This window comes from Pseudomonas taeanensis MS-3 (assembly GCF_000498575.2).
Taxonomy (GTDB): domain Bacteria; phylum Pseudomonadota; class Gammaproteobacteria; order Pseudomonadales; family Pseudomonadaceae; genus Aquipseudomonas; species Aquipseudomonas taeanensis.
Genome location: NZ_AWSQ01000004.1, coordinates 188,859 through 214,858 on the forward strand (window position 1 = coordinate 188,859; position 26,000 = coordinate 214,858).

Genomic DNA, 26,000 nt, shown 5'->3' on the forward strand with positions numbered 1-26,000 from the left:
CTGCGCAGATCGACGCTTCGCGTAAATCTGTCGTGCGAATCGACCGGATAACTTCGCGTATTGATCTATCAGGAACATTTCTGTCGGTGAATTCGAAAGCCCGCGAGGGGCCAGGATTACGTGCCACGGATAGTCCGGCTAGACTGGAGGCAAGAGAGAACTCCGGACATCGGCGGGCCGTAAAAAACCATTCAGGTGCAGTCAAGAAAAGGGGTATTTGTCCCTAAAGGTCTGCCCTGGGTTGTCCCCTGCCTTGCGTGACGGGCAAGGGACAGCCCAAGGTCAAAGCGGCCAGAGTGATTAGTAATACGTCACGCCGCCGCCGAGGCCGCTCCGGTTTTTCAGGCAAACCGCATCAGCGGTTGCTCCTGCGCTGCTATATGCGGCACCACACCTAATCCAGGTCCCGTTGGCAGCTGCAACTGACCGCCATCGATCTCTATGCCGTTGTCGGCATCATAATGACCGTCTATGTAAGGCGCGGCGATCCACACTCCGTCACAGAGTGACGGCTGCATGGTGGCAGCTACATGCAGACAGCTAGCGGCGATCAGATCACCACCCCAGGTATCGTCCGAGGTCATCGGCAACCCGACGCTGGCGCAGACATCCCGGATGGTGCGCATCTGACTGATGCCGCCGACCCGACTCTGTTTCATGCCGAAGCCATCGGCGGCATTGTCCCCGATCGCCCGCAGCAGCATGTTCAGATCGGTGATCACCTCATCCAGGTAGAGCGGATGGGCTATGCGCTGGCGCACGCTGAGGCATTGCTCATAGGTCATGCAGGGCTGCTCCAGTACGAAGCGCCGATCGCCGCAGGCCAGTGACAGCTGAATCGCATCACGGGCACTGAGGCCACGGTTAGCGTCCACCGCCAGGACTGTGTCCGCTGCCAGAACTTCCGAGACCTTGTGCACCGCCGCTATATCCTCGGAGATATCCCGCCCACCCACTTTCAGCTGCAGCCGTTTGAAGCCGGCGGCCTGCTTCTGCTGTGCCACCAGCGCCGCCTCATCGGCGGGCAGCAGGCTGATGGCGTAATAGGAGGGCACCCGTTCGCGTAACGCGCCACCAAGCAGATCGCACACCCGCACACCGTAGGTCTTGCCGGCGATATCCCACAGCGCCATATCGATCGCCGCTTTGGCATAGAGGCTGCCGCACAGCGCCTGATTCATCACCCCGTACAGTTGGTTTATATGCAGCGGATTGAGACCAATCAGGTGTGGCGCTATCTCCTGCAGCGCCGCCCGCGCGCCAAGCATATGTTCCGGCTGATAGGCCGGCCCCAGCGGACAGCTTTCGCCAAAACCCACCACACCAGTGTCGGTGGTGATCCGCACCAGGGTTGCATCCAGCTCGGTCAGCGTCTGTAAGGCCATCCGGTAGGGCTCGCCGTTAATCGGCAAGGCTCGGTGAAAGACCGCGATTTCAACGATTTTCATGATTATTCGCCTTCCGGTAGCAGCACCAGCTTGCCGATGAAGCCTTTGGCCATGAAGTCCTGCTGCGCTTCGGCAATCGCCTGCAGCGGATAGGTTTGCGCCACCAGCGGCTGCAGCTCACCCTGCTCGATATAGCGAACCAGGTTCTCGAATACCACCCGCGGCTGATAGGTACAGCCAAAGAAACTCAGATCCCGCAGGTACAGGGTCCGCACATCCAACTCGACAATCGGCCCGGCAATAGCGCCGGCCACCGTATAACGTCCGCCTCGGCGCAACGTATTCAGCAGTTGTGGCCACTGCGGGCCGGCTACCAGATCGACCACCAGATCGACACTTTCCGGCGTCAGCGCATCCGCCAGGTTTTGCCCGCGACTGATCACCTGATCGGCCCCCAGCGCCAGAACCTGCGCATGCTTATCGGCCCCACAGACCGCAATCACATACGCACCACGACGTTTCGCCAGCTGCACCGCGGCCGAACCAACACCACCGGAGGCCCCGGTAATCAGCACCCGTTCGCCGTGCTGCAGGTTTGCCCGGTGCAACATATTTTCGGCGGTGGAATAGGCACAGGGAAATGAGGCCAGCTCGGCATCGGTCAGAGTACTGTCAATCGCATAGGCTTCATTCGCCAGCGACTTGGTGTATTGCGCAAAGCTACCATCGCACTCGGAGCCGTAGGTAATACAGTCAAACTCGCGGTTATTGCCCGGCTTCTGCTGCAGGTTGCGCACCAGCACCCGCTCGCCGATTCGCGCGGCATCGACGCCTTCGCCCACTGCCACTATGTAACCACAGCAGTCGCAGCCCTGAATCCGCGGAAAGCTCAGCGCTTCGCCGGACCAGCTGGCATCGTCATCGGAAATGTTGGCAAAGCCATCGGCGGCACCGGCGTTAGTCTGCCCGGTCACCTGTTTTGAATACCAGCCGATGCGGGTGTTGATATCGGTATTGTTCACCGCCGCGGCGGCGACCCGGATCAGCACCTCGCCTGTCGCGGGCTGCGGTACTTTCAGGTCCTCACGGTACTGCAGTTTTTCCAGACCGCCATGCCCGGTGAGCAACACACCGGACATGGTTTGCGGAACGCTAGGACTGTTCATCGGCACTTCTCATCGTCACTTCTCCGGTCATCATTTTTGGCGGTGGATACGGATCAGCCACTGATGAGCTCAGCGCCCCGTTGCTATCCACCTTAAAAACGCGACATGATTCAGGCAAACGAATATCAGTTAACTTGTTATTCAGCTTTCCTGAATAACTGAATAATCTGGCCGGAACCAGGCTGAGGATTTCCTGATGGACCCGTTACTGGATCTGGAACTGCTGCGAACCTTTTCCGCGGTGGTCAAAGAAGGCGAGCTGAAGAAGGCGGCCGCCTCGGTGTTTCGCTCTCATGCGGCAGTGAGTATGCAGCTGAAACGACTGGAAGATCAGCTCGGCACCCGGCTGATGGAACGTAACAACCGGGGTATCAAACTGACGGAAGCCGGTGAAACCCTGCTCAGCTACAGCGAACAGTTTCTAAAGCTGAACAGCGCCGCCCTCTCCGCCCTCAGCGAAGGCCAGCTCTCCGGTAAATTACGCTTTGGCATTCCCACCGATTATGCCCAGGACTTCCTTAACCACTTTATGCCGCTGCTCAGTCAGGAATTACCGCGCCTGGATGCCCGTATCACCTGTGCCCGCAGCCGCAACCTGCGCCAGATGTTGCAACAGGGTGAGCTGGATATTGCCATAGTCGCCGGCGAACCCGACTCCGAGGGCGAAGAACTGCTGTGGAGCGAACGGCTGATCTGGGCAGCATCAATCGGTGCCCATAGGGAGAAAGGTAAAAAACTGCCGGTGGCACTGCATAAGGACAACTGCATCGTGCGCGATATCTGCCTGGAAGAGCTGAAAAAGTCTGGCCTGGCCTATCAGCAGGTATTTGGCAGCACCATGCTGGATAACGTAGCCGCCGCCGTACATGCAGGCTTTGCCATCTCACTGCTACCGGAATCGCTGATTCAGCCCAACCAGGTGCGGCCACTGCCGAGTGAGCAGTTGCGCAGCAATGCGATTCTGAAGATCAATATGATCGCCTCCCAACAGGTAGACCAAGCGGTACGAGAGAAACTCGCCCGCTGCCTGCGCCAGGCCGCGCAGCAAAGAAACGGCGACAGACTCATGACTCGCTAACACCCTCTTCGGCTCGTCTTCCGCCGCTCGTGACAGGCCGAGATGCTCCCTATGGATGACCACAGGGACACTCGAATAGCCCCAACATCCTGGCCAGCGGCGTAATGCATGCCGCTGCCAGACTAGGCCGTTTGGTGCGCGCCACTTTCGTCGGCTTGGCTAAACACCAACGCCTTCAACCCACTGTCAGGGCTGATGTCGGCAAACTCCGGCGGGTTTTCCAGGCGCTGCACATAGCGCAGGCTGGGCGCCTCGTTGGCCATGCCCTCAATTAGAAAGTCCGGGCCGATGCCTGGGTCATTGACGCAGGCCAGCACGACGCCTTGCGCAGTCAACAATTCGGGCAGGCGGCGGAGTATTTTCTGGTAGTCCTTGGTCAGGGCAAAGCTGCCCTTCTGGAAGGAAGGCGGGTCGATGATGATCAGGTCATAAGGGCCGTATTTCTTGACCTTGCTCCAGGACTTGAACAGCTCGTGGCCCAAGAAGCTCACCCGGCTCAGGTCATGCTGATTGAGCCGATGGTTGTCGCGACCACGACTCAAGGCCGCCTTGGCCATGTCCAGATTGACCACATGTTCGGCGCCACCGGCAATCGCGGCCACCGAGAAGCCGCAGGTGTAGGCAAATAGATTGAGCACTCGCTTGCCTTGGGCCTGCGCCTGCACCCAGCGGCGGCCGTAGCGCATGTCGAGAAACAAGCCGTTATTCTGTTTGGTGCCCAAGTCCAACTGATAACGCAGGCCGTGCTCGCTGATCAGCCATTGATCAACGGCCTCCCCCAGCAGGCATTCGGTTGTGCTGTCCGGTAAGTAACGATGTTGCAGCAGCAGGGTTTGCGCCTTGCTGTCGCGCCAGGCAGGCGTCTCGCTCAGGGCCATGAGCATGGCTTTCAGTTCGACCAACTCAGCGTCACTCGGCTGCCTGAACAGGCACACCAGCAGCACGCCTTGCAGCCAGTCGGCGGTGACGTGCTCCAGTCCCGGCCAGCGCTGTCCTCTGCCGTGAAACAGGCGGCGTGTCTCGTCGGGTACAGCGCTTAACGCGGCGATTAACTGGTGGTGCAGGGTGGCGATTGCATCTGGATTCATTACGGGTTTTCACTTATCGAATGATTGCGGCGTGGACGGCGCGTTGGCGGTCTCAGCGCCCATGGCTCTTGCCGACATGGGAGTGGCTGCCCTCTTCTGGCGGACTGACTCCACCAGTCTCGGTCAGCTGATGAATAATCCTGCATTGCTCGACGCCCCGCGCTACCGAGCAGCGTTTCCTCAACTCAACCAGCTGATCCTGCAAGGCCTGCAAGCTCGCCAGGCGAACCTGGACATGCTCGATGTGCGCGTCAATCAGGGCATTGACGCCTTCGCACTTTTCCTCGGGTCTGTCCTTGAGACTCAGCAGGCTCCTGACCTCATCCAGGGTCATGTCCAGGGTGCGGCAGTTGCGAATGAAGGTCAGCCGCTCGACATGCTCGTTGCCATACAGCCGGTAGTTACCTTCGCTGCGCGCCGGCGCTGATAGCAGTCCCTCACGCTCGTAGTAGCGAATGGTCTCGACCTGGCAGTCAGTCAGTTTGGCCAGTTCTCCGATCTTCATCTAGCGTCTCCAGCAAATGCTTGACCCTATAGTGACTTCAGGGTGTGTACTCGGCAACATCAAAACCCGAGGACAACAGCATGAGCCACTACCACGCTGCAGGAAGCACACCCGAGGACCGGTCAATGACTGCTTGCTGCGCCTCTACGGAGGCGCACAGCGCGCCGAATCTGTCGGCAGACGCGGCGCCGGGCAAGGGACAAACCCGCGTGCGCATCGAGCAGATGGATTGCCCGACTGAAGAAAAACTGATCCGCGACAAGCTGTCCGGCATGCAGGGCATCAGCGCGATCGAATTCAACCTGATGCAACGCGTGCTGATCCTGAGCCATGAGCCACACGCCCTGGCGCCAGCCCTCGCCGCCATCCGCGAGCTGGGCTTCAGCCCCGTGACCGAACATGCCGGGCAGTCCGACACTGAAGCCAGCGTGACGCCACGCAAGCAGGCCTGGTGGCCCCTGGCGTTGGCTGGGCTGACCGCCATGGCGGCAGAAGTCATGCACTTCGCCGCGCTGGCGCCCGAGTGGCTGGTGGCGGGCGTGGCCCTGGCGTCGATCCTGCTGTGCGGGCTGGGCACCTACAAGAAAGGCTGGATCGCCCTGAAGCACCGCAACCTCAACATCAACGCGCTGATGAGCATTGCGGTGACGGGCGCGGTGCTGATCGGCCAGTGGCCGGAAGCGGCGATGGTGATGTTTCTGTTCACAGTGGCCGAGCTGATCGAGGCGAAGTCGCTGGACCGCGCACGCCATGCCATTCGCGGCCTGATGGAGCTGACACCGGAACGAGCGACCGTGCAACAGGCCGATGGCAGCTGGCTGGAGGTCGAAGTCAAACAGGTCGCGCTCGGTGCGCGGGTACGTGTGCGGCCGGGCGAGCGTATCGGCCTGGATGGTGAGGTGGTCGCTGGCAGCTCCAGCGTCGATCAGGCTCCGATTACCGGGGAAAGCCTGCCGGTGGAAAAGAACCCCGGCGATCCGCTGTTCGCCGGCACCATCAACCAGGCGGGTTCGTTGCAATACCGCGTCACTGCGGCGGCGAACGACAGCACCCTGGCGCGCATCATTCACGCAGTGGAACAAGCCCAGGGCTCGCGGGCGCCGACCCAGCGCTTCGTCGACCAGTTCGCCAAGGTCTACACCCCCGTGGTCTTCGCCCTGGCCCTGGCCATCGCCGTATTACCACCGCTGCTGCTCGGCGGCCTCTGGTTCGACTGGATCTACCGCGCCCTGGTGCTGCTGGTGGTGGCGTGCCCCTGTGCGTTGGTGATCTCGACCCCGGTGACCATCGTCAGCGGCCTGGCCGCTGCGGCGCGCAAAGGCATCCTGATCAAGGGCGGCGCCTACCTGGAGCTCGGCCATAAGCTAAGCGTCCTGGCGCTGGACAAAACTGGCACCCTGACCCACGGCAAACCACTGCAAACCGACTACCTGGCGCTGGGCCAGGCTGATCTCGACGCCAGTCGCCTGCTCGCCGCCAGCCTGGCGAGCCATTCCGACCACCCGGTATCTCTGGCCATCGCTCTGCACGCCATAGACAACGGCCTGCCCCTGCAAGCGGTGGACAACTTCACAGCGCTGCTCGGACTCGGGGTGCGCGGAACGATCGAGGGCATCGACTATCACCTGGGCAACCATCGCCTAGTGGAAGAACTCGGCCTCTGCTCACCCGAACTGGAGGCGCAACTCGATCGCCTGGAACGCCAGGGTAAAAGCGTGGTGGTGCTGTGCAACCGATCCCGCGCGCTGGCCCTGTTCGCCGTGGCGGATACGCTCAAGGACTCCAGCCGCGAGGCCATCGCCGAACTGCATCAGCTGGGGGTGAAAACCCTGATGCTGAGCGGCGACAACCCGCACACGGCCGAGGCCATCGCCGCGCAGGTCGGCATCGACGAGGCACGCGGCAGCCTGTTGCCCGGCGACAAGTTACAAGCCATCGAGGCGCTGCAGGCACGCGGCGCGGTGGTCGGCATGGTCGGTGATGGGATCAACGATGCGCCTGCCCTAGCTCAGTCGCAGATCGGTTTCGCCATGGCGGCGGCCGGCACCGATACCGCCATCGAGACCGCCGATGTGGCGCTGATGGATGACGACCTGCGCAAGATCCCGGCGTTCATTCGCCTGTCGCGGCAGACCGCGACGCTGCTCAAGCAGAACATCGCCCTGGCATTGGGGATCAAGCTGCTGTTCCTCGGCATTACTCTGACTGGCCAGGCCACTATGTGGATGGCGGTGTTCGCCGACATGGGCGTCAGCCTGCTGGTGGTGTTCAACGGCCTGCGCCTGCTGCGCAAATAGAACCCAGGAGAACCGTGATGAAAACAGCACTGCACCACGCTATCGAAGAAGCCTTGCTGCAGGCCGACACGGCCAGCCGGCAGGCAGATTACGCCGACGCTTTCCGCTGGCTGGAACGCGCGCACATCCTCAGCCAGCGCCAGCCGCTTCGACATGCCCACACGCACTGGCAGATGCTGCGGTTAGGCTGGCGCAGCGGCGATCTGCGTGAGGTGGCGGGTCAGGTGCCGCGGATCATCGCCGCGCTACTGTTTTCCAGGATCTGGGTGCCCAGCGGCAACAGCGGGCGGGCACGGGTCAGTGCCTTCGCCCCGATGCCCATAAGCGATGAGCTGCAACTCCTGCTGCGCGAAGATCAGCCGCCACGCTGACTTTCCCAACGCGGAGCAGGGTCAAGTGTTACGGCAGCTGAGTGACTGGAACGCTAGATGGGCGCTAGCGCACCGACTGAGTGAGTGTGGCATCGCATCCATGCTCGGTTGAGGCACCAAGACCGCGGGTGAGTAATCGACGCGCAGCCGGACTTTTCTCTCCAGCCGCGGTCAATATAAAACCGGCTCTGTGCAGCAGGCAGTTCAAGAGGACACTAGCTATGACGATGATGCTCAGATTTGGACCCATGCTCGCTTTGCTCAGTGCTTTTACGCTCAGCGCATGCTCGACACCCAGTCCGTCTGCCCCTACCTCCTACCCGGATGAGCCTTACCAGGGCAGCGCTGAACCAAGGGCCATCTACTCTGGATATGGCGTGGTGGAGTCCATCGACACTGCGAAACAAGACTACAAGGGCGTAGCCGGTACCGGCTACGGCCTGGGCACCGTGGCCGGTGCCGTGATCGGCGGCGTGGCGGGCCATCAGGTGGGTTCTGGAAGCGGTAACACGGCTGCGACTATCGCCGGAGCTGCAGGCGGTGCCTACATTGGCCACCAGTTGGAGAAACGCAACCAGCCGGCGGATGCCTATGCAATCACCATCCGCATGAACAATGGGGGATTTCAGACCCTGACGCAGCCAACAACCGGAGGCCTGAGAGTCGGTGACCGCGTACGGATCGAGAATGGCTCCCTGCAGCGTTACTAATATGCTGACACCCAGGTAATCCCTGCAGTCCTTCAGCGCCAGTCAGGTTGCAACTGTGGCGCTGCACCGGGACACGCTGGCGACGCCGTGCGCCGCCAGCGGTTATCTAGGGCCTGTCTCTCAGCGACCTCAGCCAGTCCAGAAGCACTTAATCCAAAGCCACTTAGTCCAGCAGCTCTTCGTCGCGAACCAGAATGTAGGTTGCGCCGTCCTCTTCATCGAGGAAGTCGTGCACATAGAACATCAGCACCTCGCCCAGCCCCGGCATGGTCGCCACGTAATCACCGATCTCGGGTTCAAAGAAGCCGGCCGATGCCGGCTTGGCCTCGCACTCGATGCGGGCCGTAACGAACAGTTCGGGCGCGGAATCGCCAAAGTAGTCCTCGCGCTCGGCTGCATCCCAATCTGCGGGAGCCTGGAAGGCGCCGGTAAACAGAATCTTGGCATCGCCCAGGTCCTTTTCCTCAGCCTCTGGATCATCTTCGTCCGGCCGGTAGAGGTTGCAGTCTTGCGCATCCTGATTGCTCAGCAGCGCCAGTCGGGCCGCAAGGCGCTTTTCTTGATCGAGTTGGGACACGGGGGTTCTCCACGGTGATGAATTGGGGTTGCCCTTGCAACGCTCGACATACATGCCAAGTCGGTGCGCCAGCGCCTGGGGCGTCAGTGTCACGGACAACCTCCATCGACTGCAATTGCTCAATGCCCCCAGGTTTCGCGTAACACCCCCGCCTAGGCAGAAAACGAGTCACGCCACGGCCGTGCGGCGCACAGCAAGCCGTTGCACCCAACGCCGCAGCCAGCGCGGTAACCACGCCTGCCATACTGAGATCATGGTCAGCGCTACCTTTCGCTTCTATGAGGAGCTCAATGATTTTCTCCCCGCCGAGCGTCGTCGCACGGCGTTTACCTGCGGCTGCGCGCAGGCCGCGACCTGCAAACACATGATCGAGGCTCTCGGCGTGCCGCATACCGAGGTCGAGCTGGTGCTGGTCAATGGCCAGTCGGTGGGCTTCGAACGCTTGCTGGCAGAAGGCGACCGGGTGGCGGTCTATCCCAGGTTCGAGCGCCTGGATATCAGCCCGCTGCTCAAGGTGCGTGACCAACCGCTACGCAATACCCGCTTCATCGCCGACGCCCATCTCGGAGGGCTGGCCCACCTGCTGCGCATAGCCGGGTTCGACACCCTGTATGACAACCATTTTCATGACGAGCAAATCGCCGAGCTGGCCGCCAAAGAGGGCCGTATTGTGCTGACCCGCGACCGCGAACTGCTCAAGCGGCGGATCATCAGCCATGGCTGCTATGTGCATGCACTGAAGCCCGCGCAGCAATTGCGCGAATTGTTCGAACGCCTCGACCTGGCGCGCAGCGCACGCCCCTTCAGTCTGTGCCTGCACTGCAATGCGCCACTGCAGCCGATCGACAAGGCGCTGATCGCCGAGCGACTGCCGCCGAAAGTGCGCGCGCATCAGCAGCACTTCCACACCTGCCCGCGCTGCCACCGCGTGTTCTGGCAAGGCTCGCACTGGCGCTCCATGCACGCACTACTGCAACCCTTGTTGCGCGATCGTTAGGCCAGCCTCGCCACACACTCAAGTGTCATGCCTGACTTCAGGCACCGTACAAGCCCTTCAGCCCCTAGCTCGTCTTACCTGCCTTGAGCTGCATATATTTCGCTATATGCCCATCACAAAACACATTATCTCGATCTTTATATTTTGTATTTTTACTTATAAATCAATAAATTAAAGACACAAATATTTATAAAATACAAACCGCCACCAATTTGACACTACCTGCGAAGACATCTTTAGTCAGGTATGGCGGCAGACGAAACGCGTGGTGCTGGAGTGCGCATTGCGCGCCGTCTTCCGAGGAGAACCACACCCACGCAATCAACATTCCTTGGCTAATCGCAGGCAAGAATGTGGAGGCAGTCCATGAACAACAACGGAAAAAAAAATCCGTCGGCCGCTCCGAACGACCCACCCGACGGCCCCGCCAGACGCACCTTCCTCAAACTCTCCGCTACCGCCCTGACCGCTCCGCTACTGCTAAGCGCGCGCAACAGCGATGCAGCGGAGTGGGTGACGACCCCACAGCCGGTCTTCCCGCCCAGCCCACCTACCCGGCCATGGCTGGAGGAGCTGCCCAGGCAGATAGTCCCGATTGAAAGCGTCAGCACCCTGGACCCGCCGCCCAGCGTATCCCCCAATACCGCCGGTGGCGAAGCTGGACGGGCACCGCACCAGCGTTACGCCGAGCTGACTGGCGTGCTGGGTACACCGGAGTTTTATGAGTTGAGCGTAGTGGAGAATGCCGAGTATTTGGTTCACCCGGACCTACCCACGCAGCGCGTCTGGGCCTATCGCGGCACCAATCCCGATGCGACCGTGCCCGCTACCATCTTCGCCCATTACGGCTCTCCAACTCTCTGCCGCATCTATAACAAACTCCCGGAGAACCACGTGGGCTTCGGTAGCCCGGAGATCTCCACCCACCTGCACAACCTGCATACCCCTTCCGAGAGCGACGGCTACCCCGGCGATTTCTATAGTAAGAGCATGGCGGGCCCAACCCTGGACACATCGGGAACGAAGCAAGGCGCAGGGGAGTTCAAAGACCACTTCTATCCCAATATCTACGCCGGTTACGACGAATGGCGAGCCCTCTACGGCGACGGTATCGGCGATCCGAAAGAGGCCCAGGGCACGCTCTGGTATCACGATCACACCGAGGACTTCACCGCGACCAACGTCTACCGCGGCCTGGTAGGCTTTTACCTGTTGTTCGACCACATCGACACGGGCAAAGAGGACGACGATAAACCGGGCGCACTGCGCCTGCCAAGCCATCCCTACGACTACCCGCTGGCCTTCGGCGACAGACGCTTCGCCCCGCTACCGGACGGCCAGCTGTTCTACGACGACCTGCATGTCGAGGGCGTGCTCGGTGACAAGATAGTGGTCAACGGCAAGATCGAACCGGTTCTGCGCGTCGATGCGCGCAAGTACCGCCTCCGCCTGCTCAACAGTGGCCCCAGCCGCTTCTACGAGTTCTATCTGGTCACGGCGAAAGACAAGGTGCAGCGCTTCACCTATATCGCCAACGACGGCAACCTGCTACCGCAGCCACTATTCAACCAGAGCAAAGTGCGTCTCGCGGTGGCCGAGCGCGCCGACATCGTGGTCGATTTCTCTCAGTACCCGATCGGCACCGAGCTGTACCTGGTCAACCGTCTGCGCCAGGACAGCACGCGCAAGCCCAAAGACGTCAAGGCGCCAGGTACCCGTGTACTGAAGTTCATCGTCGACCGTAATCCGCCGGAGCAGGACCTGAGCCAGGTACCCAACCAACTGCGCCCCTTGCCGGACCTGCCCACGCCAGAAGAAATAGACAAACTACCGAAGCGGCGCTGGGAGTTTGATCGCAAGAATGGTTTATGGACGATCAACGGCAGGCTATTCGACACCCACAACCCACGCGCCAAGATCAAGCAAGGTAGCGCCGAGGTCTGGGAGCTGGTCGGTAAGTCCGGCGGCTGGTCCCACCCCATCCACATCCATCTGGAGGAAGGTCGCATCCTCAGCAAGAGTGTGGATGGCATCGAAGTCCCCGTGCCCCTACACGAGCGCGGACGCAAAGACGTGTTCGTGCTCGAGCAGACCATGACCATGCGCGTGCTCATGCGCTTTCGCGACTTCCACGGCAAGTACGTGATGCACTGTCACAACGTGATCCACGAGGACCACGCGATGATGGTGCGCTTTGATATCGAGGGAGAGGATGACTGAAGCGCAGACGGCAACGACCCGAACCAATGAGGTGAACATCAAATGAACACACGCAGAGAGTTATTGCTGGGCATGGGCAGTCTCGGCGTCGCCGCACTCGGTCTGCAGGCCTGGCGAGGTGCTCAAGCGCAATCCCAGCTCGCCTTGTCAACTAACCAGCGCATCCCCAATACGCCACTGGTTACCCACGAAGGCAAAGAGGTCAGGTTTTACGACGATCTGGTGCGCGGCAAGGTGGTCGCCATCAATATGATGTACGTCGCCTGCGCCGATATTTGCTCGACCGCAACGGCGAACCTGCGCCGGGTACAACAACTACTGGGCGCACGCGCGGGCCGGGACGTGTTCATGTACTCGCTAACCCTACAGCCGGAGCTGGATACGCCTGAGCTGCTCAAGGCCTATGCCGAGCTGCACCGCGTCGATCCAGGCTGGCTGTTCCTCACTGGCGCATCCGCTGACATCGAGGAACTGCGCTACAGCCTCGGGTTCTCTGATCCCGATCCGCTGGTCGACAGTGACCAGACCACCCACACTGGCATGCTCCGCGTCGGCAACGACGCCTTCCAACGCTGGACCATGGCACCCGCACTGGCTGAACCCAGGCAAATCCTGGCGACCATCAACCATGTCAGCCGCACCCTGACGTTTTAGTGCCGGCTAGCGGCTTACCCACAGCGCCCGTGGATAGCGCTGTGGATAAGCTGTACGGACTGGCACACAGCCCTAGTCCCGCAGCGACTGCAGAGATCTGATTATTTTTTGAGCTATATCAATAAGATAGCTAACCACTTAGACACAATATCTGTGCGCCGAGTTGTGGATAAGCTGTGCCCTGCTGGACACAGGCCACAGCCTGCGGGGCGTAGCGCTCGCTGAGTGTTTTTCGTACAGCGACAATATCTCAGACTGATCCACGTAGGCCAACTCGCTCAGCACCTGGCAAAACTCGCAGCCCATCTTCGCGCCGCGCCGTCCTCCAATTTTTTAAGCGTTATCAACAAGCTAGCCTGCCATTTAGTCACAATATCTGTGCGCCGCGCTGTGGATAAGCTGTGCCCTGCTGGGCACAGGCCACAGCCTGCGGGGCGTAGCGCTCGCTGAGTGTTTTTCGTACAGCGTGAATGTCCCAGGCAGAACCGCGCAGGGCAACTCGCTCAGCACCTGGCAAAATTCGCAGCTCATCTTCGCGCCGCGCTGTCCCCCCAGTTTTTTAAGCGTTATCAACAAGATAGGCTTCCACTTAAACACAATATCTGTGCGCCTAGTTGTGGATAAGCTGTGCCCTGCTGGACACAGACCACAGCCTGCGGGGCTTGGCGCTCACTGTATGTTTTTTGTACAGCGGCAATATCCCAGACAGAACCGCGCAGGAAAACTCGCTAAGCACCTGGCAACTCCCTGCGCCTGCTCGCAGCGCTACGCCGTCCTCAAAATTTTTTAAGCGTTATCAACAAGATAGCCCGCCACTTAAACACAATATCTGTGCGCCGAGTTGTGGATAAGCTGTGCCCTGCTGGACACAGACCACAGCCTGCGGGGCGTGGCGCTCACTGTATGTTTTTTGTACAGCGGCAATATCCCAGGCAGAACCGCGCAGGGAAACTCGCTAAGCTCCTGGCAACTCCCTGCGCCTGCTCGTCGCGCTACGCCGTCCTCAAAATTTTTTAAGCGTTATCAACAAGATAGCCCGCCACTTAAACACAATATCTGTGCGCCGAGCTGTGGATAAGCTGTGCCCTGCTGGACACAGGCCAGCACCTGCGGGGCGTGGCGCGCGCTGTGTGTTTTTTGTACAGAAGCCCCCACGGACAAAGCCTTTGGGGGGTGTCCCGCTCAGCACCAAGCCACAAGGTAGCAGTGAGGTAGCCGCTCAGCTTCTGTAACTGTCCGGCACCTCATGGGCTACGAAGGCCCGCATATGCTCGAGGAACCGCTGGTGAAACTTCGAAAGCCGGGCCTGGGTGGGCATCAGCATGCTGAAATCCATCTCGATCGCCGGCTCGAAAGCGCGAAACAGCACGCCCGTGCCGCGGTATTCCAGCGCGCTGATGGCATCCACCAGGGCGACCCCGGCGCCCTGCTCGACGAACATGCACATGGGGATCGACAGTTGGGTCTCCAGGCGCAGTTCTCGCTCGACGTCGTGGGCGGCGAAAATCGCGTCGATATGCTGGCGCGAGGCGATCGCCTGCGGGTAGGAGATGAAGGCCTCACCCTGCAGGTCCTCGGGCACTATCAGCGCCTTGTCCTGTAGACGATGGCCGACCGGTAGCGCACAGAGCAGCCGCGACTTCAGCAGCTTCTCGCTGCGCGGACTGGGGTAGGTGTTGGGCTGCACGATAAACCCCAGGTCGCAGCGCTGCCCCACCACCTGGTCCACCACTTCGCGCGAGGATTGCACCACCAGGGTGATCTGCGCCTGCTCGTGCTGTTTGAGAAAGGCGCTGATCGCCCGCGGCAGAAAGGACAGCCCCAGTGCCGGTGCGCAGGCGATATGCAGCGAACCGCGGGTGAGGCTGCCGATCTCCCGCGCGGTACGGGCGATGCGTTCCACGCCGAGCAGCGAGCGCTGCACTTCTTCGTACAGCACCAGCGCCTCCGGGGTGGGCTGCAGACGACCTTTGCTCCGCTCGAACAGGGCGAAGCCGATGTCCTCCTCCAGCGCACCGATCAGACGGGTCGCCGCCGGCTGGGAGATGTGCAGCATCTCCGCGGCACGGGTGACGGTCTGCCCGAGAATGACCGCGCGAAAGGCTTCCAATTGACGCAGGTTCATTCGTCACAACCCCATAACAAAAAGACATGGCCTTGCCAAAATAAAGCATTTTTCATCGTTGAATAAGCCCCCTAGGATCAATCACACCTGCACAGACAAGGCAGCCTGCCTGAGCTCCAGCACAAGAGCTGGAGCAATCCTGACTGAGGCACACCCTATGCAAAAAACTGAGATCATGGTCATTGGCGGCGGCTTGGCCGGCATGGCCGTCGCCTATGGCCTGGCTCGGCTGGGGCGCCAGGTCAGCGTGCTGGACGAGGGCGATACGGCCTTACGTGCGGCGCGCAGCAACTTCGGCCTGCTCTGGGTACAGGGCAAGGGCTACGGCATGCCGGCTTATGCGCGATGGACTCTGCAGTCCGTGGCGCTGTGGCCGCAGCTGGCGCGCTTGCTGCTGGACGACACCGGCATCGAGGTGCACTTGCGCCAACCCGGCGGCTTTCAGCTGTGCCTGTCCGATGCGGAGATGGCCGAAGAAAGCCGTCGTCTGTGCTGGCTCAAAGATGCTCTGGATGGCGACTATCCCTTCGAACTGCTCGACCCGGCCGCACTGCGCAAACGCCTGCCCGGTGTCGGCCCGCAGGTAGTCGGCGCCTGCTATTCGCCGCTGGATGGCCACGTCAATCCGCTCAAATTGCTGCGCGCTCTGCATGCCGCCTGTCAAACACGCGGGGTGACGTTGCTCAATGGCCGCCGCGTCAGTGGCATCGCGCAACGCGGCGAGGGCTTCGAGATTGCCAGCGGCGACCAGCGCTGGCACAGCGAGCGCCTGGTGCTGGCGGCCGGGTTGGGCAACCGGGAGCTCGGCGCCTTGCTGGGCCAGCCGGTACCAGTACAACCCAGTCGCGGGCAGATTCTGGTGACCGAACGCCTCGAACCCTTCCTGCACTACCCCACCAGCACCGTCCGCCAGACCGACGAAGGCACCGTGCAGCTGGGCGATTCGGCGGAGTCGGTGGGCTTCGACGACGGCACCAGCAGCGCGGTGATGGCCGATATCGCCGGGCGCGCGGTGCGGTGTTTTCCACGCCTGGCGAATGTGCGTCTGGTGCGTGCCTGGGGCGCGTTGCGGGTATTGAGCCCAGATGGCGCGCCGATCTATCAGGCCCTGCCCGGTGCGCCGGGCGCCAGCCTGCTGTCCTGCCACAGCGGCGTGACCCTGGCCGCCGCCCATGCACTGCGCCTGGCGCCCTGGATCGCCGGGGAACAGGCACTGCCGGAGATCAGCCCCTTCGACCTGCAACGTTTCACCACCCCTGCCGAGGTGCGTCATGCCAGCTGACAGTCTGTTCCGTCAATTGCCCACGGACGCTGGGCTGCTCAGCATCGAGTTCGATGGCCAGACCTTGCAGGTGCCGGCCGGCGTCTCGCTGGCGGCCGCCTTGCTCGCCAGCGGCGTGCGCCGCAGCCGCAGCACCCCGGTGAACGGCAGCCCGCGCGCGCCCTACTGCATGATGGGGGTGTGCTTCGAATGCCTGGTTGAGGTGGATGGCGTGCCTAACTGCCAGGCCTGCCTATTGCCGGTTGCGCCCGGCCTGCGCGTGCGCAGCCAGCACGGGGCCCGCAGCCTGAGCCCGGCGTCCGCGCTGGAGGAGCACCACGATGACGCTTGAAACCTTCGACCTGCTGATCATCGGCGCCGGCCCGGCCGGCTTGAGCGCAGCGCTCGAGGCGCGCCGCCATGGCCTGAGCGTGGCGCTGCTGGACGAGCAGCGCTCCCCCGGCGGACAGATCTACCGCAACATCGACCACAGCGACCCGCAGCGCCTGGCGATACTGGGTGCGGATTACCAGGCCGGTTTGCGTCTGAGCCAGGCCTTTATGGCCTGCGGCGCGCGCTACATCGCCGGTGCAGCGGTATGGCAAGTCACCCCGCAGAAACAGGTGCACTACCTGCTCGACGGCCGCGCCTATGTGCTGCAGGCGCGCCGCTTGCTGATCGCCACCGGCGCCTATGAGCGGCCCATGCCGATTCCCGGCTGGACCCTGCCCGGGGTGATGACCGCCGGTGCCGGGCAGATCCTGCTGAAAAGTGCCGCGCTGCTGCCAGCCGCTCCGGTGATCCTGGCCGGCTGTGGCCCACTGCTGTATCTGTTGGCCGTGCAGTACCTGCGCGCCGGCATTGCCCTGGCGGCGCTGGTCGACACCAGCAGTCATGCCGATGCCCTGCGCGCCTGGCGTCAGTTGCCGAAAGCCCTGCGCGGCTGGCGCGACCTGCTCAAGGGCGTGTCACTGCTGGCCAGCTTGCGCCGCGCCGGGGTGAAGCATTATCGCGGTGCGCGCGATCTGGCGATTGAGGGCGAAGAGCAGGCTCAGGCCCTGCGTTTCAGCAGTGGCGGCGTCGAGCGCCGCATTCCGGCGAGCTTGATCCTGCTGCATCAGGGCGTGGTGCCGAACACCCAGATCAGCTGGTCGCTGCGCCTGCAGCACCACTGGAGCAGCGAACAACTGTGCTGGAGCGTCGAGCGCGACGCCTGGGGCGAGACCAGCCTGGCAGGCATCTTCATCGCCGGTGACAGCGGCGCCATTGGCGGCGCGCTGGTGGCACAACAACAGGGCCGACTCGCTGCCCTGGCCATCGTCGGACAGTTGCAACGCCTCGCTGCGCCTGCCATCGAGGCACTCGCCAAGCCCTACCGCCACGCCTTGGCCCGACAGCTCGCCGCGCGACCATTGCTCGACGCCCTGTACCGCCCGCCACTGGAAAGTCGCGTGCCGGCGGATTCGGTCATCGTCTGCCGCTGCGAAGAAGTCAGCGCCGGCGACGTTCGCCAGCACGTCGACCTTGGCTGCCTCGGCCCCAACCAGACCAAGGCCTTCGGCCGCTGCGGCATGGGCCCCTGCCAGGGCCGCCTGTGCGGCCTGAGCGTGACTGAAGTGATTGCTGAGCGCCGTGGCGTCTGCCCCGAGCAGGTCGGCTACTACCGCATCCGCTCGCCCTTGAAACCCATCACCCTCGCCCAGTTGGCCAGTGAGCCCACAGCCAGCGCCCTCCAGGAGTCCTTATGAACAGCATCCGACGCATCGACAGCAATCCCCGCCTCAGTCGCGTGGTGGTGCACAACGGCGTGGCCTGGCTCAGCGGCATAGTCGCCGCCGACTGCAGTCAGGACGTGCGCGGGCAAACCCGCCAGGTGCTGCAACGCCTTGAGGAATTACTGGCAGAGGTCGGCAGCGACAAGAGCCGCCTGCTCAGTGCACAGATCTGGATGAAGGACATGCTCGGCGACTTCACGGCGATGAACGAGCAGTGGAGCGCCTGGTTCGCCCCCGGCGAAACGCCAGCCCGCGCCACCGCCCAAGTGACCTTCGACGATCCGGCCATTCGCCTTGAGCTGATCGTCACCGCTGCGGTCTGAGCACGGCATTCACCCTGAACCCACCGGGCCCGCCCGGAGGTATGGCCAGAATGGCCAGCCAAGCGCCATGCACAGCAGTCATTCGACGTGCTGCTGCCGATAACGGGTGACTTCATTTCCTGGAGCATCCGGATTACAACAACAACGTAATTGGAGCCACCTATGAATCGCTACAGCACTCTCAAGACCCTCGGCCTGGCGACCCTGGTCGCCTTTGCCTGCACCGCCCAGGCCGCCGACAAGCACCTGCGCCTGGGCATCGAGGCGGCCTACCCGCCGTTCGCCTACAAGACCCCGGATAACCAGATCCAGGGCTTCGATTACGACATCGGCCAGGCCCTGTGCGCCGAGATGAAGGTCACCTGCGAATGGAAGGAGGTCGAGTTCGACGGCCTGATCCCCTCGCTCAAGGTGCGCAAGATCGACGCGGCTCTGTCGTCGGTATCGATCACCGAGGAACGCCTGAAGTCGGTGGACTTCAGCCACAGCTACTACCGCGTCCCGGCCAAGCTGGTCGCCCGCACGGGCAACGGCATCGACAGCATCCCGGCCGACCTCAAGGGCAAGCGCATCGGCGTGCAGCGCGCCACCAACTTCGACCGTTACGCCAGCGAGTATTTTGAGCCCGCCGGTGCCGAGATCGTTCGCTATGGCACCCAGAACGAGGTGTTCCTCGACCTGCTGGCCGGCCGTCTGGATGCCAGCCTGGCTGGCTCCATCGCCATCGAAGAAGGCCTGCTGAAGAAGCCGGAAGGCAGCCCCTTTCAGTTCGTTGGGCCGAACTTCAGCGAAGAGCAGTATTTCGGCACCGGTGCCGGCATCGCGGTGCGCAAGAACGACCCACTGGCCGCCGAGCTGAACAAGGCCCTGGCCGCCATCCGCGCCAACGGTACCTACGAGCAGATCCGCAAGAAGTACTTCGACTTCGACATCTACGGCGACTGATCAGCCAACGCTCGCCGCGGCCCCGAGGCTGCGGGGCTGCGGGGCTGCGGGGCTGCGGCGAGCGTGGTGGTTAACGGCTCAATAGGTGTGTCCGGGCAGAAGCATCAGCGGTGTTCACTGGACGAGAGGACTAACATACCCGAGCGCAGCCGCGCGATCTCCAGCGCCCCGCTGTCGACAGTCGCAGCGCCAACCTAACCAGCCCCCATTCTCGCCCTTGCCCGCCCTTTGCCTGCAGCGGTTAACGAGGCCGCTCGGCCTGGGCCAAGCTGGCTCGCAGCGCTCTGGCCACCTGCACCTGAATCGCATAGGCCGGCGCCTCGACAGCCTGATAATCCCGGGTATAGCGCGAGGCAAATTCGCCAACCCCCCATTGCTGATACTGCTGCACATGCTTCAACTCATGCGCCCAGAGCGCGACGTTGTTGAGGGCGTCATCGGCAGAGCGGAAGACGATGATGTCCACCAGGGTGACGGCATTCACATCGGGGTTCTGCAGCATGGTATGCGCCGCGTTCAGCTCCACATCATCGCCCACCTTGTAGCGGGCCAACTCGAGCACCTGAAGGTCATAGTAGGGCTCGAGCTGGGCACGGATATTCAGCGGGATTTGCCGAACATCGCCGGCTGCCGCGGTGTTGCGCGATTGCACTATCCACCGCTGCAATCCAGAGGCGGCCACCTGGCTGACGCTGTCGAATATCGAGCCCATGTCCTCTTTCGAGCCTGGCGCACAAAAGCAGGTGATCACGCAGACTTCATGCTGCCCGACCGGGCAGGCGAAAACAGCGGATGAAGCGCCCAAGGCAACCAACAGCACCGTTGAACGGCAAAGCTGACGCAAAAAAACCGCTGACAATTGAATCTCCCAAAGGCGATGGTGACAGGCAGACGACAGGTTGAGCATTGCGGCCTCGCCGTCCAACCGCCGGTTGGACAGCTGCGACGGCTATTCGTTGCCCTCAGCCCTACTGTTTACCCGCCCCCCCTGTCCGGACAAATACATCGAAACATCCATTGCCGGCCAAATTGAACCGGCCATGACTGGCACTTTCGACTCAAAGCGGACTATCACGACTGATACTGACTACGCCCTAACGGCCAGTCATTGAGCTAGCCGATCACGTTCATTCAGCACGCTCAGGTTGCCCTGAGAGCACCACACTCGCCAAGGGCAACGCACACCACGAGTGATGGCACTCGGAAACCCGACGCGGAGGGCGCCAACCCACACCTGACAATTGTTAACAATTGTCAATTGATATGCTAAATTCCCCAGATACTCTGAGATGGATGCTATTGAGCATTCTCCAACCGCGGTGACGCTTTGGATGTCATTGATAGCGAGGCCTTTTTGCTTGGTGCTATTCAACCGCCTAGCGCCTGCCCGGCCATTCAGCATAAGTCTTCGTGGATGATTCCACTTAACAACGTATTTAGTGATTGGAGCTACAACATGCCTGCAACTAGTACGATTTCAAAGCAAAGCTTTGACGTGCAAACAGCCAACATCCTTCGCGAGATGATCGTCACGGGCAGTCTGGAGGCAGGCTCACGTTTGACGGAAGCAAAGTTAACCGAACAGTTCCATGTATCCCGCGGCACCATCCGTGCCGCCTTGCAGAAGCTGCACAACGAGGGTTTGGTTTCTCAGGTGCCCTACACCGGTTGGCATGTCATCGCTATTGACGCCCAGGACGCCTGGGAGCTACATAATTTGCGTCGCGTCCTCGATGGCTTAGCCGCTCGTCTGACAGCAGAACGCATTGAACCTGAAGGTGCCAAGCGACTAGAAGTGGCTTATCAGCATCTGTGCAAAACCTGCGAAGACGGCGACCCCAAAGACATAGCCAACGCAGACTTCGAGCTACACAAGCTGATCGTGCTGCTGTCCGGCCATCGACGGTTGCAAGAACACTACAAACTGACCGAGCAACAGATTCGGGTGTTTATCGCCTCCTGTGACTCCGAGTTCTCGGACTATAAGAACATCGGCCAACGCCATGCGCCCTTGGTTCAGGCAATACTGGCAGGTGACGCTGATGCCGCCGAACGCCTGGCCAAAGAGCACAATGCCACCCAAGGCGATGCGCTAATCAGTAGCCTGCGGCAGACGGAAACCCCAAAATAATCCAGTCGTATGCTCTTTCGTATCACTCGCCAACGCGATAGCCAATGGCGAGTGACAATCCGCCTCAGATCAGTCAGTTAAGCGGTCAGGGCGCGTGGTCTCGCGCTCATAGTGAATGGGCATCGCGTATCCATAGAACTGCTTCGCCCGCTCGGGCCGATTGACGGTTTCGGGGTCCAGGACATAGGTCGGCAATGCGGTGATCCACGCGCCCTTACCTTCTACCCGGGTCACGCGGTGCAGCGAATAGCGCCCCTTGAACAGCTGCAGGGCACCCGGTTCCCAGATCAGCCGATGCACCCGACTGCGGTCGCCGTCGAGCACACGTCTGACCCCCTCGAAACTCTCATCCTCTACCGAGCGCATGTTCGGCACGTACTCGAACTCTCCGCCCTGCTCCGGCTGCTCGACCGACACGCTGATGGTGAATTCGTTGCCGTCGAAGTGCCAGGGAAAGTAATGCCCATCCTCCATGATCGCGTAGGGACAACGGGCCAGCGGATCGGCCCATTGGTAGATAGGCCAGACCCCGACGCAGGCGCCGACGAAGCGAGTCATGGCATCCCAGTCATAGAGGGCGCGCAGGTCCGAGTCAGTCTCGAGGATGTCCGAGTTGATGAAGCCACTGGTTCGCCGCTCGAAAAAACGCTTCGGATGGGTCTCGGGCAGCGAGAGGTCTTCTGCGGTCATGTAGGGATTATGGCTCTGCTTCGACCAGAAAGTCCGCTCCCGCAGGCGGTAGGCCTCCGCCCGCATCCGCGCCACGGCCTCGGGGCGGATGAAGTCGGGCACCACGCTGCAACCGGTCTCATCCAGTTGCGCCCGGCACTGGGCGACCAGAGCCTGGGTCCTAGGGTTGTCAGGTTGATGAATCGGGTAGCGTTCCAGGTCAATGATGCAGGCAAGCGACCGGATGGATTGCTCGGTAGTGGACACAGGTGCTGAAGTCATGGGGCCTCCAATAAGCCAATGGGTTACACATCGGCCCGCATGATCACGACCCCTCATCCACCAATCAAACGAATATAATTCAGGCCATCCATCGAATATTCAAATTTAACTCGAATCCGGCTGCGAGCAATGCTCCTGCAAGTACAACGCAGCGCCCATCGGGCTAACCACACAGAGCTGCCTCACTGGGTCTGCTTACGCTCCTGGCGCATATCGATGGCCACCACATCCTTCAGCGCACCTTTGGCCAGATCCAGCAACTCGGCATCGATGGGTTCCTTGGGATGCAGTAAATAGACAGGCCGCTGGAAGGTCGGCGCCTTCTCGATCAGGTGCAGCCGGCCCGCTTCGAGAAGCGGCTCGACAGTGCGCTCGGAGAAGTAGCCCGACCCGCCATGCTTCAGGATGTAGTCGAGGCCTATCATGCTCAGCCCCACTGACAAGCGTGGCGCCCGGGTTTCCGGGTAGGCAAGGCTGTGCGCAGCGCGGAACTCGGCGCCCCAGTCGACGAACACGTAGTCCGGCTGCCAGTGCTTGGTCACCTTGCGTGCGGTGGTCGAGACCAGCACCAAGGTGTCCTCCATTAGTAGTTCGCAAGCCAGCCCGGCCTGCTGGCGCGGGATATAAGTCATCGCCAGGTCGATCAGACCGTCACTGAGGTCGGCCAGCAGGTTCTCCGAATAGTCGGCCACCACCCGCGTGCCGACGTCCGCTGCGCGCTCTTGCATGGTCTCGACCCAGGCAGGGGCGATTCGCTCCCAGTGGTTCATTTGCACGCCCAGGGTCACCACCGCATTGAGTTCCTCAGGTAGAGCCACCTCCTGGCGCGCCTGTTCCCAGGCGCGCACCGCCGCGTAGGCGAAGCGATGGAAGTGCCGCCCGGCCACAGTCAACTCGCAGCCCTCGCGCTTGCGCACGAACAGCTGACGACCCAGCTGCGTCTCCAGCACCTTGATACGCGCGCTCACCGTCGACTGGGTGATATGCAGGCGATCGGCCGCCAGCTGGAAACCGCCACTCTTGGCGACCTCTAGAAAAGCTTTCATATGATTGATATTCAATGATTTTTCCTATTCGAATCGACTTTTTAAATACTTGTCAGTGAATAAAATCGTTTTTCTAATGTAAGCATTTTGCAGATGATCCGGCCATGCGCCAAGCGCGCCGCAACCCAAATGATTCTCGCCCGGAGACACTGCAATGCCTCAAGCCTCACAAGCCCTCGCCGAACCTGTTATGAGCCCCGCGCTGGAGCAGATCATCGACCTCGATCGCTATCCTATCCATGACCCTGCCGACCCGGTCACCCAGGCATTGGTCGAGCAATGCCGCGCCGAACTCGATGCTGTCGGTTGCTGCTGTGTGCGCGGTTTCATCCGCCCCGAATCGGTCGCGCGCATGCTGGCCGAGGCCGAGCGGCTCAAGCCGCAAACCTACTGGTCCGAGAGCTCCAACAACCCCTATATGACCAAGGACGACCCCTCGCTGCCGGAAGACCACCCCAAGCGCATCTTCAACAAACGCACCAACGGCTTCATCAACTCCGACCTCCTTGAGGGCGACTCCGACCTGCGCGCGGCCTACGACTCCGACGAGATGCTGCGTTTCGTCTCCGACTGCCTGGGCGTGGCGCCGATCTACCAATGGGCCGACCCTCTGGGGCGCAACCCCTACAGCGTGATGGAGCCTGGCCACGAGTTCGCCTGGCACTTCGACGGCAACGAATTCACCGTCAGCATCCTGGTTCAGGGAGCCGAGAAAGGTGGCATGTTCGAGTACTGCCCGGACCTGCGCAGCCCGGAGAACGAGAACCTCGAGGCTGTCACCAAGGTCCTGCGCGGCGACCGCGGCCCGGTTCACGAACTGGATCTGCAGCCCGGCGATCTGCAGATCTTCAAGGGCCGCTTCTCCATGCACCGGGTGACCCAGATCGAAGGCAGCCGCACGCGCTACATCGCCCTACCGACCTATGTGCTCGATCCGCACAGCGTCAACCGTCCCGAGCGGGCCAAGCAGTTCTATGGTCGCGCCGAGCCGATTCACTATGAGCGTGAAGCGCAGCGCCCGGACCGCCTGCTCGACTGAGCCCCGCGCGCCCTTACAGCGCCGTCCGAGCAATCGACGGCGCTTTTTTGAGCCCGCCACCGCCACAACGGTCCTCCAAAAAATCATATCCGGTGCTATTGCATGAGCAACATTGACATGGTCCGCCTGGCCCACACCTCGCCGGTGATGCGCCTGACCGATACCGAAGCGCAGATCGACATGCGTCGCCTGCGTGCCTACCGCCTTGGCCGCATCCGCGAGCAACTGATCAAGCGCGACTACGCCGCCTGCATCCTCTTCGACCCGATCAGCATCCGCTATGCCACGGGGTTTCGAAACTATGCCCTGTTCCAGATGCATATCCCCTGCAGCTACCTGTTCGTACCGGCCCAGGGTCCGGTGATCCTCTATGAATCGGAGTCTTCCTACCACATAGCCCGTGGCCTGGAGACCATCGACGAATACCGTCCGGCGCTGCAGCTCAACTATTTCTTCGGTGGCAGCCGGGAGCAGGAGTGGGTCAACCAGTGGGTCGATGAGGTCGCCTCCTTGATGCACGAGCACGGCGGCGGCAACCGGCGTCTGGCGATTGGCCGCACCGATGCGCGCATTCCCCTGGCACTGGCCAATTGCGGCCATGACATCTTCGATGCCCAGGAGCTGGTAGAGGCCGCGCGACTGATCAAGTCGCCGGAAGAGGTGCTCTGCATGAACCATGCGATCACCGTGGCCGAGGTCGGCATTTCACGCATGCGCGAGGCGCTGACGCCCGGCATGACCGAGGTACAGCTGTGGTCGATCCTGCACCAGACCAATATTTCCATGGGCGGTGAGTGGATAGATTGCCGCCTGCTGTCCTCCGGCGATCGGGCCAACCCCTGGCTGCAGGAAGCCAGCGACCGGATCATCCGTCCCGGCGAACTGGTGGCCTTCGACACCGACATGATCGGCCCCCTGGGCTACTGCGCCGACGTGTCGCGCACCTTCCATTGCGGTCCGGGCAGACCTACCCCGTCACAACGCAAGCTCTATCAACTAGCGCACGACGAGATCCATCACAATCTCGAGCTGATCCGCCCCGGCGTCAGCTACCGCGAGCTATCGGAGAAGGCCTTTAGGCCGCCGGCCGAGTTCGTCGCCAACCGTTACCCCTGCATCGCCCACGGCATCGGCATGTGCGACGAGCACCCGAGCATCTTCTATCCCCAGGATTTCGAGAAGTACGGCTACGACGGGGTGATCGAGGAGAACATGACCCTGTGCGTGGAGAGCTACATGGGCGCAGAGGGTGGCTACGAGGGGGTCAAACTGGAGCAGCAGGTATTGGTCACCCGCAACGGTTGCGAGGTACTGTCGCGTTACCCGTTCGAGGAAGACTTGCTAGTCTGAGGA

24 protein-coding genes are annotated in these 26,000 nt (G+C 61.5%); 15 read left to right on the top strand and 9 right to left on the bottom strand.

What is annotated here, in order from left to right:
- Window positions 1-341: 341 nt before the first annotated feature.
- Window positions 342-1,448 (bottom strand): mandelate racemase/muconate lactonizing enzyme family protein, encoded by a 1,107-nt coding sequence (locus TMS3_RS14540; RefSeq protein WP_025166007.1) that lies wholly within the window; start codon window positions 1,446-1,448, stop codon window positions 342-344.
- Window positions 1,449-1,450: 2 nt separating this feature from the next.
- Window positions 1,451-2,554: an alcohol dehydrogenase family protein gene (locus TMS3_RS14545; RefSeq protein WP_025166008.1), complete on the bottom strand. Its 1,104-nt coding sequence runs from the start codon at window positions 2,552-2,554 to the stop codon at window positions 1,451-1,453.
- Between the two features lie 196 nt (window positions 2,555-2,750).
- On the opposite strand from TMS3_RS14545, the gene TMS3_RS14550 reads away from it, so the two are divergent.
- Window positions 2,751-3,632 carry a LysR family transcriptional regulator gene (locus TMS3_RS14550; RefSeq protein ID WP_025166009.1) on the top strand — a complete coding sequence of 294 codons (882 nt, stop codon included), beginning with the start codon at window positions 2,751-2,753 and terminating at the stop codon, window positions 3,630-3,632.
- A gap of 122 nt (window positions 3,633-3,754) precedes the next feature.
- On the opposite strand, the gene TMS3_RS14555 is transcribed toward TMS3_RS14550, so the two are convergent.
- A complete protein-coding gene (locus tag TMS3_RS14555; protein WP_025166010.1) occupies window positions 3,755-4,720 on the bottom strand; it encodes a class I SAM-dependent methyltransferase in 966 nt (321 codons plus the stop codon).
- A gap of 52 nt (window positions 4,721-4,772) precedes the next feature.
- Complete coding sequence (cadR, locus tag TMS3_RS14560; protein WP_025166011.1) at window positions 4,773-5,225, bottom strand: Cd(II)/Pb(II)-responsive transcriptional regulator; 453 nt, start codon at window positions 5,223-5,225, stop codon at window positions 4,773-4,775.
- Between the two features lie 125 nt (window positions 5,226-5,350).
- On the opposite strand from cadR, the gene TMS3_RS14565 reads away from it, so the two are divergent.
- From TMS3_RS14565 to TMS3_RS14575, 3 genes are all read left to right on the top strand, one after another.
- On the top strand, window positions 5,351-7,522 hold the full coding sequence (locus TMS3_RS14565; protein ID WP_025166012.1) for a heavy metal translocating P-type ATPase: 2,172 nt from the start codon (window positions 5,351-5,353) through the stop codon (window positions 7,520-7,522).
- A 17-nt stretch (window positions 7,523-7,539) separates the two neighbouring features.
- Window positions 7,540-7,893, top strand: coding sequence for a DUF3703 domain-containing protein (locus TMS3_RS14570; RefSeq protein ID WP_025166013.1), 354 nt, complete (start codon window positions 7,540-7,542; stop codon window positions 7,891-7,893).
- A 248-nt stretch (window positions 7,894-8,141) separates the two neighbouring features.
- The gene (locus tag TMS3_RS14575; protein ID WP_160321035.1) at window positions 8,142-8,603 is read left to right on the top strand and encodes an outer membrane lipoprotein; all 462 of its coding nucleotides are present in this window, start codon (window positions 8,142-8,144) and stop codon (window positions 8,601-8,603) included.
- 163 nt (window positions 8,604-8,766) lie between these two features.
- On the opposite strand, the gene TMS3_RS14580 is transcribed toward TMS3_RS14575, so the two are convergent.
- Entirely contained in the window at window positions 8,767-9,180 is a 414-nt protein-coding gene (locus TMS3_RS14580) for a hypothetical protein (protein ID WP_025166015.1), read from the bottom strand.
- 253 nt (window positions 9,181-9,433) lie between these two features.
- On the opposite strand from TMS3_RS14580, the gene TMS3_RS14585 reads away from it, so the two are divergent.
- The 3 genes from TMS3_RS14585 (at window position 9,434) to TMS3_RS14595 (ending at window position 13,051) form a co-directional block, all read left to right on the top strand.
- Entirely contained in the window at window positions 9,434-10,177 is a 744-nt protein-coding gene (locus tag TMS3_RS14585) for a Mut7-C RNAse domain-containing protein (RefSeq protein WP_025166016.1), read from the top strand.
- Between the two features lie 366 nt (window positions 10,178-10,543).
- Window positions 10,544-12,397: a multicopper oxidase family protein gene (locus tag TMS3_RS14590; RefSeq protein ID WP_025166017.1), complete on the top strand. Its 1,854-nt coding sequence runs from the start codon at window positions 10,544-10,546 to the stop codon at window positions 12,395-12,397.
- A gap of 42 nt (window positions 12,398-12,439) precedes the next feature.
- On the top strand, window positions 12,440-13,051 hold the full coding sequence (locus TMS3_RS14595; RefSeq protein WP_025166018.1) for an SCO family protein: 612 nt from the start codon (window positions 12,440-12,442) through the stop codon (window positions 13,049-13,051).
- Between the two features lie 1,219 nt (window positions 13,052-14,270).
- On the opposite strand, the gene TMS3_RS14600 is transcribed toward TMS3_RS14595, so the two are convergent.
- Window positions 14,271-15,176, bottom strand: coding sequence for a LysR substrate-binding domain-containing protein (locus TMS3_RS14600; protein ID WP_025166019.1), 906 nt, complete (start codon window positions 15,174-15,176; stop codon window positions 14,271-14,273).
- A 136-nt stretch (window positions 15,177-15,312) separates the two neighbouring features.
- On the opposite strand from TMS3_RS14600, the gene TMS3_RS14605 reads away from it, so the two are divergent.
- The 5 genes from TMS3_RS14605 (at window position 15,313) to TMS3_RS14625 (ending at window position 19,480) form a co-directional block, all read left to right on the top strand.
- Window positions 15,313-16,458, top strand: a complete 1,146-nt coding sequence (locus TMS3_RS14605) for an NAD(P)/FAD-dependent oxidoreductase (protein ID WP_407691621.1) — start codon at window positions 15,313-15,315, stop codon at window positions 16,456-16,458.
- Window positions 16,448-16,789, top strand: a complete 342-nt coding sequence (locus tag TMS3_RS14610) for a (2Fe-2S)-binding protein (protein ID WP_025166021.1) — start codon at window positions 16,448-16,450, stop codon at window positions 16,787-16,789. Before TMS3_RS14605 ends, TMS3_RS14610 begins: the two co-directional genes overlap by 11 nt.
- Entirely contained in the window at window positions 16,779-18,185 is a 1,407-nt protein-coding gene (locus TMS3_RS14615; protein WP_025166022.1) for an NAD(P)/FAD-dependent oxidoreductase, read from the top strand. The genes TMS3_RS14610 and TMS3_RS14615 overlap by 11 nt, the downstream gene beginning before the upstream one ends.
- Window positions 18,182-18,535 carry a RidA family protein gene (locus TMS3_RS14620; protein ID WP_025166023.1) on the top strand — a complete coding sequence of 118 codons (354 nt, stop codon included), beginning with the start codon at window positions 18,182-18,184 and terminating at the stop codon, window positions 18,533-18,535. Before TMS3_RS14615 ends, TMS3_RS14620 begins: the two co-directional genes overlap by 4 nt.
- 162 nt (window positions 18,536-18,697) lie before the next feature.
- On the top strand, window positions 18,698-19,480 hold the full coding sequence (locus TMS3_RS14625) for an ABC transporter substrate-binding protein (RefSeq protein ID WP_025166024.1): 783 nt from the start codon (window positions 18,698-18,700) through the stop codon (window positions 19,478-19,480).
- A gap of 241 nt (window positions 19,481-19,721) precedes the next feature.
- On the opposite strand, the gene TMS3_RS14630 is transcribed toward TMS3_RS14625, so the two are convergent.
- A complete protein-coding gene (locus tag TMS3_RS14630) occupies window positions 19,722-20,231 on the bottom strand; it encodes an eCIS core domain-containing protein (RefSeq protein ID WP_321163852.1) in 510 nt (169 codons plus the stop codon).
- A 576-nt stretch (window positions 20,232-20,807) separates the two neighbouring features.
- On the opposite strand from TMS3_RS14630, the gene TMS3_RS14635 reads away from it, so the two are divergent.
- A complete protein-coding gene (locus TMS3_RS14635; protein WP_083491766.1) occupies window positions 20,808-21,611 on the top strand; it encodes a GntR family transcriptional regulator in 804 nt (267 codons plus the stop codon).
- Window positions 21,612-21,680: 69 nt separating this feature from the next.
- On the opposite strand, the gene TMS3_RS14640 is transcribed toward TMS3_RS14635, so the two are convergent.
- The gene (locus TMS3_RS14640; protein WP_025166027.1) at window positions 21,681-22,562 is read right to left on the bottom strand and encodes a HalD/BesD family halogenase; all 882 of its coding nucleotides are present in this window, start codon (window positions 22,560-22,562) and stop codon (window positions 21,681-21,683) included.
- 182 nt (window positions 22,563-22,744) lie between these two features.
- Complete coding sequence (locus tag TMS3_RS14645) at window positions 22,745-23,623, bottom strand: LysR family transcriptional regulator (protein ID WP_025166028.1); 879 nt, start codon at window positions 23,621-23,623, stop codon at window positions 22,745-22,747.
- A 139-nt stretch (window positions 23,624-23,762) separates the two neighbouring features.
- On the opposite strand from TMS3_RS14645, the gene TMS3_RS14650 reads away from it, so the two are divergent.
- Window positions 23,763-24,647: a HalD/BesD family halogenase gene (locus TMS3_RS14650; RefSeq protein WP_200929672.1), complete on the top strand. Its 885-nt coding sequence runs from the start codon at window positions 23,763-23,765 to the stop codon at window positions 24,645-24,647.
- A gap of 102 nt (window positions 24,648-24,749) precedes the next feature.
- Window positions 24,750-25,997, top strand: a complete 1,248-nt coding sequence (locus TMS3_RS14655; protein ID WP_083491767.1) for a M24 family metallopeptidase — start codon at window positions 24,750-24,752, stop codon at window positions 25,995-25,997.
- Window positions 25,998-26,000 lie beyond the last annotated feature (3 nt).

Coding starts and splice junctions, on each gene's coding strand:
- TMS3_RS14570 (WP_025166013.1), top strand. CDS start 7,540: ATGAAAACAGCACTGCACCACGCTATCGAAGAAGCCTTGCTGCAGGCC.
- TMS3_RS14620 (WP_025166023.1), top strand. CDS start 18,182: ATGAACAGCATCCGACGCATCGACAGCAATCCCCGCCTCAGTCGCGTG.
- cadR (WP_025166011.1), bottom strand. CDS start 5,225: ATGAAGATCGGAGAACTGGCCAAACTGACTGACTGCCAGGTCGAGACC.
- TMS3_RS14540 (WP_025166007.1), bottom strand. CDS start 1,448: ATGAAAATCGTTGAAATCGCGGTCTTTCACCGAGCCTTGCCGATTAAC.
- TMS3_RS14565 (WP_025166012.1), top strand. CDS start 5,351: ATGACTGCTTGCTGCGCCTCTACGGAGGCGCACAGCGCGCCGAATCTG.
- TMS3_RS14600 (WP_025166019.1), bottom strand. CDS start 15,176: ATGAACCTGCGTCAATTGGAAGCCTTTCGCGCGGTCATTCTCGGGCAG.
- TMS3_RS14590 (WP_025166017.1), top strand. CDS start 10,544: ATGAACAACAACGGAAAAAAAAATCCGTCGGCCGCTCCGAACGACCCA.
- TMS3_RS14655 (WP_083491767.1), top strand. CDS start 24,750: ATGAGCAACATTGACATGGTCCGCCTGGCCCACACCTCGCCGGTGATG.
- TMS3_RS14545 (WP_025166008.1), bottom strand. CDS start 2,554: ATGAACAGTCCTAGCGTTCCGCAAACCATGTCCGGTGTGTTGCTCACC.
- TMS3_RS14625 (WP_025166024.1), top strand. CDS start 18,698: ATGAATCGCTACAGCACTCTCAAGACCCTCGGCCTGGCGACCCTGGTC.
- TMS3_RS14610 (WP_025166021.1), top strand. CDS start 16,448: ATGCCAGCTGACAGTCTGTTCCGTCAATTGCCCACGGACGCTGGGCTG.
- TMS3_RS14615 (WP_025166022.1), top strand. CDS start 16,779: ATGACGCTTGAAACCTTCGACCTGCTGATCATCGGCGCCGGCCCGGCC.
- TMS3_RS14585 (WP_025166016.1), top strand. CDS start 9,434: ATGGTCAGCGCTACCTTTCGCTTCTATGAGGAGCTCAATGATTTTCTC.
- TMS3_RS14650 (WP_200929672.1), top strand. CDS start 23,763: ATGCCTCAAGCCTCACAAGCCCTCGCCGAACCTGTTATGAGCCCCGCG.
- TMS3_RS14555 (WP_025166010.1), bottom strand. CDS start 4,720: ATGAATCCAGATGCAATCGCCACCCTGCACCACCAGTTAATCGCCGCG.
- TMS3_RS14640 (WP_025166027.1), bottom strand. CDS start 22,562: ATGACTTCAGCACCTGTGTCCACTACCGAGCAATCCATCCGGTCGCTT.
- TMS3_RS14575 (WP_160321035.1), top strand. CDS start 8,142: ATGCTCGCTTTGCTCAGTGCTTTTACGCTCAGCGCATGCTCGACACCC.
- TMS3_RS14595 (WP_025166018.1), top strand. CDS start 12,440: ATGAACACACGCAGAGAGTTATTGCTGGGCATGGGCAGTCTCGGCGTC.
- TMS3_RS14550 (WP_025166009.1), top strand. CDS start 2,751: ATGGACCCGTTACTGGATCTGGAACTGCTGCGAACCTTTTCCGCGGTG.